Annotated in this window: 11 protein-coding genes; 9 read left to right on the plus strand and 2 right to left on the minus strand. The window is 36.4% G+C overall.

Annotation, left to right across the window (positions count from 1 at the left end):
- Positions 1 to 138: 138 nt before the first annotated feature.
- From BAQ48_RS15275 to BAQ48_RS15300, 6 genes are all read left to right on the plus strand, one after another.
- Positions 139 to 975, plus strand: a complete 837-nt coding sequence (locus BAQ48_RS15275) for a bromoperoxidase (protein WP_071711719.1) — start codon at positions 139 to 141, stop codon at positions 973 to 975.
- A 409-nt stretch (positions 976 to 1,384) separates the two neighbouring features.
- Complete coding sequence (locus tag BAQ48_RS15280) at positions 1,385 to 2,974, plus strand: bifunctional metallophosphatase/5'-nucleotidase (protein ID WP_071711720.1); 1,590 nt, start codon at positions 1,385 to 1,387, stop codon at positions 2,972 to 2,974.
- Between the two features lie 428 nt (positions 2,975 to 3,402).
- The gene (locus tag BAQ48_RS15285) at positions 3,403 to 4,668 is read left to right on the plus strand and encodes a Y-family DNA polymerase (RefSeq protein WP_071711721.1); all 1,266 of its coding nucleotides are present in this window, start codon (positions 3,403 to 3,405) and stop codon (positions 4,666 to 4,668) included.
- Entirely contained in the window at positions 4,665 to 5,006 is a 342-nt protein-coding gene (locus tag BAQ48_RS15290) for a YolD-like family protein (protein WP_071711722.1), read from the plus strand. Before BAQ48_RS15285 ends, BAQ48_RS15290 begins: the two co-directional genes overlap by 4 nt.
- 130 nt (positions 5,007 to 5,136) lie before the next feature.
- A complete protein-coding gene (ppsA, locus tag BAQ48_RS15295; protein WP_071711723.1) occupies positions 5,137 to 7,746 on the plus strand; it encodes a phosphoenolpyruvate synthase in 2,610 nt (869 codons plus the stop codon).
- Between the two features lie 291 nt (positions 7,747 to 8,037).
- Positions 8,038 to 10,425, plus strand: a complete 2,388-nt coding sequence (locus BAQ48_RS15300) for an immune inhibitor A domain-containing protein (protein WP_071711724.1) — start codon at positions 8,038 to 8,040, stop codon at positions 10,423 to 10,425.
- Between the two features lie 71 nt (positions 10,426 to 10,496).
- Here BAQ48_RS15300 and BAQ48_RS15305 read toward each other — a convergent pair whose 3' ends face one another.
- Positions 10,497 to 11,114, minus strand: coding sequence for a TetR/AcrR family transcriptional regulator (locus BAQ48_RS15305; RefSeq protein ID WP_071711725.1), 618 nt, complete (start codon positions 11,112 to 11,114; stop codon positions 10,497 to 10,499).
- Positions 11,115 to 11,286: 172 nt separating this feature from the next.
- On the opposite strand from BAQ48_RS15305, the gene BAQ48_RS15310 reads away from it, so the two are divergent.
- Positions 11,287 to 12,468 (plus strand): YhgE/Pip domain-containing protein, encoded by a 1,182-nt coding sequence (locus tag BAQ48_RS15310; RefSeq protein ID WP_071711726.1) that lies wholly within the window; start codon positions 11,287 to 11,289, stop codon positions 12,466 to 12,468.
- 105 nt (positions 12,469 to 12,573) lie between these two features.
- On the opposite strand, the gene BAQ48_RS15315 is transcribed toward BAQ48_RS15310, so the two are convergent.
- Entirely contained in the window at positions 12,574 to 13,080 is a 507-nt protein-coding gene (locus BAQ48_RS15315; protein WP_071711727.1) for a GNAT family N-acetyltransferase, read from the minus strand.
- A gap of 301 nt (positions 13,081 to 13,381) precedes the next feature.
- Between BAQ48_RS15315 and BAQ48_RS15320 the strand changes: the two genes are divergently transcribed.
- Both BAQ48_RS15320 and BAQ48_RS15325 read left to right on the plus strand, forming a co-directional pair.
- Complete coding sequence (locus tag BAQ48_RS15320; RefSeq protein WP_071711728.1) at positions 13,382 to 13,816, plus strand: ferritin-like domain-containing protein; 435 nt, start codon at positions 13,382 to 13,384, stop codon at positions 13,814 to 13,816.
- 153 nt (positions 13,817 to 13,969) lie between these two features.
- The gene (locus tag BAQ48_RS15325) at positions 13,970 to 14,443 is read left to right on the plus strand and encodes a DUF2691 family protein (RefSeq protein WP_071711729.1); all 474 of its coding nucleotides are present in this window, start codon (positions 13,970 to 13,972) and stop codon (positions 14,441 to 14,443) included.
- Positions 14,444 to 14,490: the final 47 nt, after the last annotated feature.

Genomic DNA, 14,490 nt, shown 5'->3' on the forward strand with positions numbered 1-14,490 from the left:
AGGAGAAAATGAATGCATTGGAACAATAGAGTTTCATACTTAGAGTTCACAACATAAACGTGCATGAATAGGTTATGAGATTCATCCGAATTATTGAAGAAAAGGATACATATTAGAATATTTTTTGGAGGTAGAAGCATGGCTAAAATTACTGTAGGAACCGAAAATCAAGCACCAATTGAGATATATTATGAGGATCATGGCACAGGAAAACCAGTTGTACTAATTCATGGTTGGCCGTTAAGTGGTCGATCTTGGGAATACCAAGTTCCCGCTCTTGTTGAGGCTGGATACAGAGTTATAACATATGATCGTCGAGGATTTGGACAATCATCTCAGCCGTGGGAAGGGTATGAATATGATACCTTTACTTCTGATTTACATCAACTATTAGAACATTTAGAGCTTCAAAATGTCACACTTGTTGGTTTTTCTATGGGTGGAGGCGAAGTAGCCCGGTATATTAGTACGTATGGAACAAATCGTATTGAAAAGGCTGTTTTTGCTGGAGCAGTACCTCCATATTTATACAAATCAGAGGATCATCCTGAAGGGGCATTAGATGATGCAACAATTGAAGCATTCAAAAGTGGTGTGATAAATGACCGCCTTGCATTTCTTGATGAATTTACTAAGGGATTTTTCGCGGCTGGTAATCGAACAGATTTAGTTAGTGAGCCATTCCGTTTATATACTTGGGATATTGCAGCCAGTGCATCACCTAAAGGAACACTTGAATGTATTACCGCCTTTAGTAAGACAGATTTTAGAAAAGACTTGGAGAAGTTTAATATACCTACTCTTATTATTCACGGTGATTCTGATGCAACTGTACCATATGAATATAGTGGGAAATTAACACATGAAGCAATTCCTAATTCTAAAGTAGCCTTAATAAAGGGTGGTCCACATGGGTTAAATGCAACGCATGCTAAAGAATTTAATGAAGCACTCCTATTATTTTTAAATGACTGATTACAACTATATAATTGTTAATTGATAAATTATAAACAAGTAAAAAATAAAGCTTTATAAAAGATGCTCTTGGATAAATCCAGGAGCATCTTTTTAAATGGTGATATTGAGATGTTAGGTTGATAAATCTCCATTAATTTTGGATTGAATACTCTTCTTAACAGCTAAAATATATTGATTAGAGTTTTTTAGATTTCTTAGAAGTATTGTTATATTACTATCAAGATAATATTTTGAATAATCCTCAAAACAAAGAAATATACATTTTTTTGAGGAAGAAATATCTTGTCAGAAAACAATAAAATCTTATTAATTTTTATAATTGGTAGAATTTTTGTGGAAATAATTCTCTTAATATATTAAAATAACATCGTATTATGTCAGATTTTAATTAGGGGAGAGAAATTTTATGTTGAAAAAAATCATTCCAGTTGCTTTAGCATTAAGTACAGTTACTTTTACTAGTGTATTTGCTGCGCCTTCAATCCAAGCAAGTACAGAACAAAACCGCTACATAGATGTACAAATGCTCGGTATTAACGATTTTCATGGGCAACTAGATACTGTAAAAAAAATTAACAATAAAGATGCAGGGGGAATTGAGTACTTAGGGGCTTATTTACGTGATCGTGAAAAACAAAATCCAAATACATTAAAGGTACATGCCGGCGATGTTGTTGGAGCAAGTACTCCTGTTTCAGCATTATTACAAGACGAACCTACAATTGAATTTCTAAATGATTTGAAATTCGATGTTGGAACGATAGGAAATCATGAATTTGATGAAGGTGTTGAAGAAATGAACCGCCTTATTTATGGTGGATACCATGAGAAAACAGGAAATTTTAAAGGAGCAAAATTCCCATATGTTGCTGCAAATTTCTATAATAAGTCCACCGGGCGTTTATTTTTACCACCATTCACTATAAAAAAGGTACAAGGAGTTCCTGTTGGATTTATTGGAGTTGTAACAACGGATGTTCCTAACCTTGTTATGCCTACTATGCTAAAGAATGTAGAAATTACAGATGAAGTTGAAGCTATTAACAAATCTGTAAAGCAATTAAAAAAACTAGGTGTTAAATCTATCGTTGTTCTTGCGCATAACGGGGGGACAACAGATGGAAATGGCGTAACAAATGGTGATATCGTCCGATTAGCAAATGAGACTGATCCAGAAGTCGATGTTATTTTTGGTGGGCATAGCCACACTTATGTAAATGGAACTGTTAATAATAAACTTGTCGTACAAGCAAATTCTTATGGTATGGCTTTTGCTGATGTTGATGTAAAGATTGATCGTAAAACACAAGATATTGTTGAGAAAAAAGCAGAAATTGTTACAACTTACCATGAAGGTATGGAGCCTGATAAAAAAATAAAGAAGAAGATGGAGAAATATCAAGCAAAAATCGCACCTCTTGTTAATGAAGTTGTAGGTAAGTCTATTGCTCCACTAGATCGCAAACTAAATACGGCTGGTGAATCTACTCTTGGAAATTTAGTTGCTGATGCCCAGCGTGCAACAATGCAATCTCAAATTGCACTTATGAATCCTGGTGGTATTCGTAATGACTTAGATGCTGGTGATATTACATGGGGAGAGATATATGGTATTCAACCATTCGGAAATCAATTAATAAAAGTAAATTTAACAGGTCAAGACATTCGTGATATTTTAAATCAACAATGGCAAAAAGATATAACAAGAATGCTTCAAATTTCGGGGATCCAATACACTTGGGATGCGAACAAGCCTAATGGAGAAAAAGTAACAAGTATTCGCTTAACAAATGGAGAAGAAATTATTCCTTCTAAAACTTACAGCGTCGTTGCTAACGCATTTCTAGCTTCAGGTGGAGATGGATTTGTATCCTTTAAAAACGGTAAAGATGCTGAAACAGGACCAACTGATTTTGAAGCATTAGTAGATTATATAAAAAAATCAAAAGAACCAATTCAGTCTGTTATTGATGGAAGAATTCAAAAAATAAATTAGTTTTTTATTAATCTCAAAAACAACTAGATTACCTGTGCGCTATACTTTTTAGTGTGCAGGTAATCTATTTTTTGTGGATTTGAAATAAATCTTACAGTGGCCAATTAATAGTAACGGTGAATTTGGCCCCTATGGAACATTAAAATCAGATGATCCAAACAGTTAAAACTACATCTTTGGACAAGTTAAAAAGATCAATTTATATAAATTATGTTTTGATAATAAGGGTCTAATTGGTTTGTTTTAGTAGTTGTATACTTATGAGTTATTTGAAATTCTAGCGGTTTTGTATACATAGTTTTTCCTGCCTTAATTGATAGCGCATAGATATGACGGTTATTTTAACCAAAATTTTCATGAAAATACCTTTTAAAAGAACAAAAGTTCGTATATAATGAGAACAAACGTTCTTTTTAGGAGTGATTACCTTGTATGATTATTTTCTTTTACCTAATCGTATTATTCTTTGCGTAGATCTTCGTAGCTTTTATGCGAGTGTATCATGTATTAAAAAAGGACTGGATCCACGTTATACAAAATTGGCTGTCGTAGGGGATGTGAATCAGAGCGGATCAATTGTATTAGCAGCAACACCGCCATTAAAAGCGCTAGGAATAAAGAAGATGGCCAGATTATACGAAATACCGAAGCGACCAGATATTATTATTGTGAATCCAATTATGCATACGTATATGAAGTGTTCAACTTTCATAACAGGTTTAGCTTTACAATATGTCGCGCCGGAAGATTTTCATCAATATAGTATTGATGAATTTTTCATGGATATGACCGCAAGTATTCATTTGTTTGCGAGTAATCCGCACGAGTTCGCATTAAAGTTCAAACGAGAAATATATGAACGTACACGGATTGAAAGTACGATTGGTATTGGTCCGAATTTATTATTAAGTAAAGTAGCGATGGATGTGGATGCAAAAAAGAATAAAGATGGAATAGCGCAGTGGACGTATGACGATATACCCGAGAAGTTATGGGGCATTAGACCGCTCAGTAAATTTTGGGGTATATCGTATAAAACGGAAATGAAATTGAACCGAAAAGGTATACATACAATAGGGGAGTTAGCGCAGTACCCTTTGAAATATTTAAAGCAGTCGTTCGGTGTAATAGGAGAAGAATTACATTTACACAGTAACGGGATTGATTTTAGTAGAATAGCAGAAAAATACGTTCCTGCAACAACATCTATAGCGAAAAGCCAAATATTATTGCGTGATTATTCGATAGAAGAATTCATCGTTATTTTACTAGAGCACATAGAAGAAATTTGTTACAGGTTGAGACGAGAAAAGAAATGCGCGCAAACAATTCATTTTTCGGTTGGATATAGCAAGGAATACGGCGGGGGAATAAAAAAGGCACATACGTTAAATAGAGCAACAAATTTAACAATGGATATATATAATGTTTGTACATATTTTTTATACGAGAGACATACAGGAGAACCGATTCGATCAATAAGTATTTCGCTAACTAATTTAATACATGAAGGGGAAGAGCAAATTTCGCTTTTCGATAATATTGTACAAAGAGAAAAAGAAATGCGATTAACGAAAGTTATGGACGAAATTCGAACACGGTTTGGTAAGAACAGTATTTTACGAGGGATTTCCTACACAAGCGTCGCAACAGCAAGATATAGAAACACATTATTAGGAGGGCACAAATCGTGATGAATGCTAACATGCCAAAAGGAAGAGGAATGGTGAAGTGGCAACCGTTTGCTAGTATGCCAGAGCAATTTGCAGTTATTAAAGAAATGATACAGGAACAAACAAAAATCCCGCGTCCAATCTTAACGCAAGATGCAAAAGAAAGGATTGAAAATAAGCTGTTAATTTCATATTTAGGTGAGGAAGAGGTTTTACTTACATATTATAAAAATGGCTATCTATATAAAAATTACATAACAGTAGTTAGTATGAACCCAATAAATGAGACGATTATTTGTACTGATGCTTTTCATAATCAAAGAATGTTTAAGTTTGGTGATGTAATTGAAGTGAATTAGAGGGGGAAATAAAAGTGATGATCTCTTCCTAACTTAATTATACCACGTAAATAAAGTTCGAAATAGACTGTTTCTTCTCATTTACTACTGCTACAATCAAGAACACATGCAAAATAAGGAGAGATGTTACATGAGTTCTTTCGTTCTCAATTTTCAGGAAATAGAAAAGATGCAGCTTTCGCTCGTTGGTGGAAAAGGATTGAATTTAAGGGCGTTATCAAACATGCAAGGGATACAAGTGCCAGAAGGTTTTTGTGTTACAACGGTAGGGTATGAAAAGGTCATCGAACAAAATGAAACATTCCAAACTTTGTTGCAGCAGCTAACAAAGTTGAAAAGTGAAGACCGAGCTCAAGTTGGTGAAATTAGCAGGAAGATTAGAGAAGTCATTATGGCAGTAACCATTCCTTTTGATGTTGAGAAAGCAGTTACTCATTATCTCTCACGTTTTGGCGATGAGCATGCTTATGCAGTACGTTCGAGTGCGACTGCTGAAGATTTACCACATGCCTCGTTTGCAGGTCAACAAGATACGTATTTAAATGTGATTGGAAAAGAAGCTATTTTGCAGCATATTAAAAAATGTTGGGCTTCTTTATTTACAGATCGAGCGGTTATATACCGCATGCAAAACGGCTTTGATCATAATCAAGTTTCTATAAGTGTTGTCGTTCAAAGGATGATATTCCCGGAGGCATCGGGCATTTTGTTTACTGCTGATCCGATTACTTCTAACCGAAAGGTGTTATCAATTGATGCCAGTTTTGGACTTGGTGAGGCGCTAGTATCAGGACTCGTCTCTGCCGATAATTATAAAGTAAAAGAAGGCGAAATTGTCGATAAAATGATTGCAACTAAAAAAGTAGCTATTTATGCCTTAAAAGAGGCCGGAACAGAGACGAAACAGATTGATCCTGCTCAGCAAAAGCTTCAAACATTGTCTGAACAACAAATATTACAACTAGCACGTATCGGAAGACAGATCGAAGCTTATTTTGGTTGTCCGCAAGATATCGAATGGTGTTTAGCTGGGGATACATTTTATATTGTCCAAAGTCGCCCAATCACGACTTTATATCCAATTCCAGAAGCAAATGATGGGGAAAATCATGTGTATGTATCGGTTGGTCATCAGCAAATGATGACAGATCCTTTGAAGCCATTAGGAATGTCTTTATTCCAGTTAACATCTTTTGGACAGAGGTTTCATGCAGGGGGAAGGTTGTTTGTTGATGTTGCACAAAGATTGGCTTCGCCAACAAGTAGAGGACTTTTATTAAATACGATAGGGAATTCGGAACCGCTTATTAAAGATGCATTAACGACTGTAGTCGAGCGAGATGATTTTATTAAATTGTTACCGGATGATGAAACAGGAAAGAGTGTTGGTAAAAGTGGGGCACCTGTAAGCTCACAACCAGAAATCGAAAACAATCCGGCAATCGTTACGGATTTAATAAAGAAGAGTCAAGCATCAATCGAAGAGTTAAAACGAAACATGCAAACGAAATCAGGGGTGGATGTACTTGATTTTATTTTGGAAGATATTCAGCAATTAAAGAAAATACTATTTCATCCGCAAAGTATGGCTGTCATTATGGCAGGTATGAATGCTTCAACATGGATCAATGAAAAAATGGAGCAATGGCTAGGTGAAAAGAATGCAGCAGACACGCTTTCTCAATCTGTACAAAATAATATTACGTCAGAAATGGGTTTAGCATTAATGGACGTTGCAGATGTGATTCGCCCTTATCCAAAAGTCATTGCATATTTACAGCACGTAAAAGATAGTAGCTTTTTAGATGAACTCGTTCAGTTTGAAGGCGGGGAAAAAGCACGGGATGCAATCGATGCTTTTCTAAATAAATACGGAATGAGATGCAGCGGAGAAATTGACATTACGAAAACGCGCTGGAGTGAACAACCAACTACAATTATCCCGATGATTTTAAATCATATAAGAGATTTCGAAGCCGGTGCTAGTAAGCGGAAGTTTGAAGTAGGACTGCAGGAAGCTTTGAAAAAAGAAGAAGAGTTAGTAGAGCGATTGCAGCATTTACCGGATGGAAAACAAAAGGTAGAAGAGACGAAGCGTATGATTCGTAACATCCGGAATTTCATCGGTTACCGTGAATACCCGAAATACGGCATGATTAATCGTTATTTTGTATATAAGCAAGCGTTACTGAAAGAAGCTGAGAAGCTTGTACAAAATAACATTATTAATGAAATAGAAGAGATATACTATCTAACTTTTGAAGAACTTCACGAAGTTGTTCGCACGAATAAACTAGATTATGAGCTTATTCATAAGCAAAAAAATGATTACAAATTATATGAAAAACTAACGCCACCGCGTGTAATGACGTCTGATGGAGAAATTATTACAGGTAAGTATAAACGAGAAAATCTTCCAGCTGACGCGATTGTAGGTCTCCCTGTTTCTTCAGGGGTTATAGAGGGAAGAGCTCGCGTTATTTTAAACATGGAAGATGCGAATTTAGAAGAGGGAGATATATTAGTTACTGCTTTTACTGACCCTGGCTGGACACCATTGTTTGTATCAATAAAAGGGTTAGTAACAGAAGTTGGTGGGCTTATGACGCACGGGGCAGTGATTGCACGTGAGTACGGATTACCAGCAGTCGTTGGAGTAGAGAACGCTACGAAATTAATAAAAGATGGGCAACGAATTCGAGTACATGGAACAGAAGGGTATATTGAAGTGCTGAAGTAGTATTTTAGATAAATAAAGAAATCGTCCACTAAATATAGTGGACGATTTCTTTATGATTTTAATTGAAACGGAAAACCGAAATAAAAAGGAGCATATGACATATAGAGATTTTAATAGTTTTATCAAATTTCATCAATATTTCCTGAAACATTGATGAATCAGAATGTATGTTCATCTAAAATAAAGGATTTTTTCAAAAATATTACAAATTCAGACAATATATTGTTAATTATCTGAATTTTCTATAATATATAAACGTTGTATCGTATTTAATATTGGGGAGGAATAGGGATGAAGAAAAAGCCTTTTAAAGTGCTGTCTACGTTTGCGGCGGCAGCAGTGCTTAGTTGCACATTTGGGTATGGGGGTCAATCTGCTTATGCGGCAACGCCGTCTAATGCAGGAACTTTAAGTCCAATTGATGAAAATTTAATTCAAGAGGAGCGTTTAGCAGATGCGCTCAAGAAACGCGGTGTAATTAGTGAATCTACGTCGAAAGAAGACACATTAAAAGCTGTTGAAAAATACGTAGAGAAGAAAAAAGGAGAAAATGCGGGAAAAGAACCAGCAGCAGGGGATAGTGTTACGAGAGAAGCTGCTGACTTTTTGAAAAAAGTTAAAGATGCAAAAGCAGATGAGAAAGAAAAAGCAGATCAACCTGCTAGTGGCCCAGTAGCGGGACAAGAGCCGATTAAAGGGGGATTAAACGGCAAAGTACCAACTACTTCAGCGAAGCAAAAACAATATAACGGTGATGTTCGTAAAGATAAAGTTCTTGTATTGCTAGTAGAGTTTGCTGACTTTAAGCATAACAATATTGATCAAGTACCAGGTTATATGTATTCAAATGATTTTAATCCAGAACATTATCAAAAAATGTTATTTGGTAATGAGCCATTTACACTCTTTGATGGTTCAAAAGTACCAACATTTAAACAATATTATGAAGAGCAATCTGGTGGTAGTTATACAGTAGATGGCACAGTAACAAAGTGGTTGACAGTTCCTGGTAACGCGGCAGATTATGGCGCAGATGCAGGAGATGGCGGTCATGATAATATGGGACCAAAAGGACCGCGTGATTTTGTAAAAGAGGCATTAAATGCGGCTGTAGAAAGTGGTATTGATTTATCTGAATTTGACGAATACGATCAATATGACAATAATGGTGATGGCAATAAAAATGAACCAGATGGTCTGATTGATCACTTAATGGTCATTCACGCTGGAGTTGGGCAAGATGGAGGCGGTGGTAGACTAGGTGATGATGCAATTTGGTCACATCGTTGGAATCTTGGAGCACCATATCCAATTGAAGGAACAAAAGCAAAAGTTAATAACTGGGGCGGTAAAATGGCAGCATACGACTACACAATTGAGCCAGAAGACGGAGCAGTTGGTGTATTCGCACATGAATTTGGTCATGATTTAGGTCTTCCAGATGAGTATGATACGAAGTACTCTGGAGCAGGTGAGCCAATTAACTCTTGGTCTGTTATGAGCGGCGGCAGCTGGGCTGGTAAAATTGCAGGAACAACGCCACCGAGTTTCTCTCCGCAAAATAAAGAGTTCTTTCAAAAGAACATGGGTGGAAATTGGGCCAATATTGTAGAGGTTGACTATGATAAATTAAACCGCGGTATCGGCTTTGCGACGTACTTAGATCAAAGTGTAACGAAATCAAATCGTCCTGGGCTAATTCGCGTTAACTTACCAGATAAAGAGGTAAAAGGTATTCAGCCTGCGTTCGGTAAGAAGTACTACTATAGTACAAAAGGTGATAATCTTCATACAACATTAGAAACGCCAGTGTTTGATTTAACAAATGCAACAAATGTGAAGTTTGATTACAAATCATTGTATGAAATTGAAACGGATTATGACTTCCTTGAAGTACATGCAGTAACAGAAGATGGTACGAAAACGTTAGTGGATCGAATTGGTGAAAAGAGTGTAAAAAATGGTCTAGACACAACAGATGGTAAATGGGTAGATAAGTCTTATGATTTAAGCAAATTCAAAGGTCAAAAAGTAAAATTAGTATTCGAATACATTACAGATGGTGGTTTAGCGCCGACCGGTTTTACTTTTGATAATGCTACATTAACTGTAGATGGAAATGTTGTATTCTCTGATGATGCAGAAGGCGAAACGAAATTTAAATTAAATGGTTTCGTTGTAGCAGACGGTTTTGATAAGAAGAAGCATAACTACTATTTAGAGTGGAGAAACTATGCTGGTGCTGATCAAGCGTTAAAATATAGCAGTGGTGTACCGTATAATACAGGTCTTCTAGTATGGTATGCAGACTCTAGCTTTACAGATAATTGGGTTGGTTTACATCCAGGTGAAGGTTTCTTAGGAGTTGTTGACTCTCACCCAGAGGCAATTGTTGGAACGCTAAACGGCAAACCAACTGTAAAAAATAGTACGCGATACCAAATCGCAGATGCTGCGTTCTCCTTTAACCAAGCGCCAGCATGGAAAGTTGTATCTCCAACACGCGGAACATATGATTACAAAGGATTACCAGGTGTAACGAAGTTTGATGATTCTAAAGCGTATATGAACGACTTAATCCCAGATGCAGGGCGTAAAGTACCGAAGCTTGGATTGAAATTTGAAGTAGTTGGACAAGCAGATGATAATTCTGCAGGTGCAGTTCGTTTATATCGTTAATAATGGAAAAGCTGTTGAAGAGGATTCCTCTCAACAGCTTTTTTCATATCCATAAAAATTACATAGCTGACTTATTTCTTTAAACCAGCCGCATAAAAAGGTCCATGAACTGCGATTGTTGATAAAATACGAGCAATTTCCTCAGGTGTTTCTTTTTGACCACTATTTAACCATTGCTGGATGACACCTATATGAGCGGATGCCATATAAGAAGCTAAGTATTGACTTGGAACAAGTAAATTTTCTTTATTAATGAGAGCACCGTTCGTATCTTCAAATAGTGTTTTCCACATAAACTCTTTCAGTTTTGTTTGGAATGATAAATCTCCTTTTGGGCTAAGTACAGCTTTTATAAAACCACTATTTTCGTTTAGGAATTCAAGAATAGAAGTGATAAGTAGAAACGGCATTGTTGGGGAAGGGTTTGATCCAAGATCTGCAATCACTTCTGGAAATTTCTTTTTTGCAATGCTAGACATCTCATGCATAATTTCTTCTTGGCATTTTGTCATTAAATCAAATTTATCTTGATAATGCGTATAAAACGTACCACGATTTATGTTTGCTTTCGTTGTAATATCTTTTACTGTAATAGCGTCAAAACCTTTTTCCTCAATTAATTCCACCAATGCATTTCGTATGGCAGTTTTCGTACGAATGACGCGTAAATCTAAATTACTATCACGCAAGGCGTGTCCCTCCTTTATTTTGTTCAACACATTTATAAATTGTGTCTTATAACCGACACATTCACGATTTTTGATTATTGAATAAGGCTTAACTCAAACATATAATTCAAAATATAAATAAACAACACGTTGTCCGCTTATTGTAACTGAAATTAAAGGAGGAGAAAAGAGAATGGTGAAAAACAAACTGTTATTTTTATCACCAGTTATTGCACTACTTATTGTTTTTATTTTTTCATTAACATTATTTCCGACAGTTCAACCTCAGCCGAAAAACTTGCCAATCGCAATTGTAAATGAAGATCAAGGAGTAGAAATTCCGAATCAAGCGAAAATGAATATGGGGCAAACAATCGTTGATAATATGGAAAAAACAGCGAAATCAGAGGAAGAACCCGCAGTGAAGTGGGTAGAAGTGAAAAATAAAGAAGCCGTTCAAAAGGGGTTAAACAATCAAGAGTATTATGCGGCATTAGTCATCCCGAAAGAATTTAGCGCAAAACAAGCATCATTACGAACACCACAGCCATCTTCGCCAGAGGTAGAAATATTCATCAATCAAGGGATGAATACAGCAGCATCCACTATGGCAGGGCAAATGTTACAGGCGATCGTTGATAATATGAACAATACGGTTCGTACACAACTATTAGATGGATTGAAAGCGAAAGGAGCTACTTTAACAGCAGACCAAGTTTCAAATTTGGTAACACCTATTACGAAGAAAGTGACAAATGTAAATGAGGTCGGAAAAAATAGTGCGAATGGTAACTCGCCAATTTCATTATTCCAACCGCTATGGATTGCAAGTTTAGCGAGCGCAGCAATCATCTTTATTGCAATTCGTAAAATGCCAGTCGGCTCACGAAAAGAAAACTTTATATTAAAAGTAAAACAAATCGTAACAGGGGCTATTGCGGCACTTGTAATCGGATTTGGACTAACATGGATTGCGGACGGAATGGTAGGACTAAACATTTCGAACTTCACAGATACGGCACTGTTTTTATCTATTACATCCTTTAGTTTCTTCTTAATGATTTCTGCAGTGCTTTCATTAGTTGGACTAAATGGGATCGGTTTATTCGCTCTCTTACTGTTCTTCGGGGCACCGTTATTATCGTTAGCACCTGAAATGTTGTCACCATTTTATCAAAATTGGGTTTATTCATGGTTACCAATGCGATTTATGATCGAAGGTCTTAGAGAAATCTTCTTCTTCGGAAAAGGGTTAAGCTGGACTACACCTGTTACTGTGCTCGTTTGGATTGGGATAGTAAGTATGGTTATTATACTAGCAACGGCATTGAAACGCAGTACAGTAAAGGGACATAAAACAGAATTACATGCTTAAAAATAAAAGCCGTTTCACTAGTAGTGAAACGGCTTTTGTGATGAAATTTATATGGATTTTTGCTTAAGTGAATGACCTTTCGTCTTTTCTATAGTATCGAGATTTCTAAAGGTCGCGTACGTTCCAAATAATCTCACCGCGCTCGTCGTCCCACGTACTGTGATGCCGCTTAAAACCTATCTTTTCTAGCACGCGGAGGGAAGCAACATTCCAAGCGCCTACAGTTGACCAAATTTTGTGGCGCCCAGTAGCAATCGCAGCGTCTAGCACAACGGATGCTGCCTCAGTCGCGTAACCTTTACCGTGAGCACTGCGGAACAACTCGTATGCAATTTCAGGTTCTTCAAGTGTGGAACGCCCAATAATTAAGCCGCAGTATCCGATGAAATCACCTTCGTTGCGTCTTCGAATAGTGAGAAGGGAAATGCCATTTTCGTCTGCCTTCTTGCGCATTTCGATAAGGCTGCTACGAACGGAGTCAACTGTTGGCATGTCCACACCACGTTCGCCAATTAATTTGCTCAGCCAAACGGAATCGGATTCCTCCCACATACTAAGCTCAAGTCTTTCGGTTTTCAGCTGGAACGCCATAGGTTTAAATAAAGATGGCATAGTGGAACCTCCTAGTTATGTCACTGTATTCATAATAGCTTCGCATCGCATTTGGTTGGAAACCTGATGTGATGCGGATTTATAGCAACGGTGTACAAAAAAATAGTGATATTTTATCCGCTATTTGCCGTGCAGTAAAACCCCCACTGATTATAGTTTCACTTTATGAATAAGCAATTCCTTTGCAAAATAGACCATTGTATCAATCTTTATTTTAAATTTACAGTTGTCCTGTTATATACACATGCTCCGACTATTTTAAAATGCATAAAATGTTAAGCGAAATTGTGGAGGGGATACGATGTATAATTTGAATGATTACGATTGGTATAGGCAGAATGATAAGTTGATTAATGATATTGAAAAAGCTATAAACGGGGAGTATAGCGCTATAAACTGCTATGCGAAATTAGCAACCATGGCTCCAAATGGAATGGAACAAAAACAAATTCTTGAAATCCGTAATGATGAAATAAGACATTTTCATCAATTTGTACAAATGTATACGAACTTGACTGGCAGACAGCCGAAACCACAGATTACGGAAGACTGCCCGAATACGTACTTACAAGGATTAGAGTTCGCTATACAAGATGAGCAGAAGACCGTAGATTTTTATTTGGAAATCTCAGATGAAACATCAGATGCATATATGAAAGATTTATTGCGCCGAATAGCTGCAGATGAACAAAATCATGCGGTATGGTTTTTATATTATTTTGTGAAGTCGAAGTGAGTATTGAATGAAATACTTAAATATAAGTAGAAGAACACCGTTTCACTAGTAGTGGAGCGGTTTTTGTGAGGAAATACAAGTTATATATAGTAGCTGAATTTCGTATATAATGTATGAAACAAAAATGAAAACAAATATGTTAGGAGTAAACATATGAAAAGAGGAATCTTTGTAGAAATTCCAAATGAATATAATAATTTACTTTGGAAAGTATTAAAGCCAATTCATATTTCTTCATTTGATTGGTGGGTGGGGAGTGAGGAGTCATACTTGGTAGCACGTGGTGGATTGGATGAAGCGTTATTTCCAGAAGAACCAAGTGTAATGGAAGGATCGGATTTGAACAGGTTATTTAAAGACAACGTATATTATCTTATTTTTGCAGATTTGAAGGCATATTCAAAAGGAGAAGAAGCAATAGATATTGAAACATATGAAGAGTTTAAAGAAAGTAAGTGTGAGGTAGCCGTATTAGTGGTGGATGCTCAGTACATACAAATTTATGCAAAAGAACAAAAAGCGATTGAATTGATGTATGAAAATGCACATGATTTAGGGTTTTACGTGGAATACGTTACAGATGAAAATGACGGTAGAACGCGTTTATCCCGCTTTAATGGGCAGTAAGACCCCCACCTCAAAATTCAGCGAAAGCAAAGAAGTTAGGTGGGGGT

The organism is Bacillus luti, assembly GCF_001884105.1.
Taxonomy (GTDB): domain Bacteria; phylum Bacillota; class Bacilli; order Bacillales; family Bacillaceae_G; genus Bacillus_A; species Bacillus_A luti.

Bases quoted from the DNA above. Each gene is read 5' to 3' on its own strand.
- BAQ48_RS15275 (WP_071711719.1), top strand. From the start codon at position 139: ATGGCTAAAATTACTGTAGGAACCGAAAATCAAGCACCAATTGAGATA.
- BAQ48_RS15280 (WP_071711720.1), top strand. From the start codon at position 1,385: ATGTTGAAAAAAATCATTCCAGTTGCTTTAGCATTAAGTACAGTTACT.
- ppsA (WP_071711723.1), top strand. From the start codon at position 5,137: ATGAGTTCTTTCGTTCTCAATTTTCAGGAAATAGAAAAGATGCAGCTT.
- BAQ48_RS15300 (WP_071711724.1), top strand. From the start codon at position 8,038: ATGAAGAAAAAGCCTTTTAAAGTGCTGTCTACGTTTGCGGCGGCAGCA.
- BAQ48_RS15310 (WP_071711726.1), top strand. From the start codon at position 11,287: ATGGTGAAAAACAAACTGTTATTTTTATCACCAGTTATTGCACTACTT.
- BAQ48_RS15315 (WP_071711727.1), bottom strand. From the start codon at position 13,080: ATGCCATCTTTATTTAAACCTATGGCGTTCCAGCTGAAAACCGAAAGA.
- BAQ48_RS15320 (WP_071711728.1), top strand. From the start codon at position 13,382: ATGTATAATTTGAATGATTACGATTGGTATAGGCAGAATGATAAGTTG.
- BAQ48_RS15325 (WP_071711729.1), top strand. From the start codon at position 13,970: ATGAAAAGAGGAATCTTTGTAGAAATTCCAAATGAATATAATAATTTA.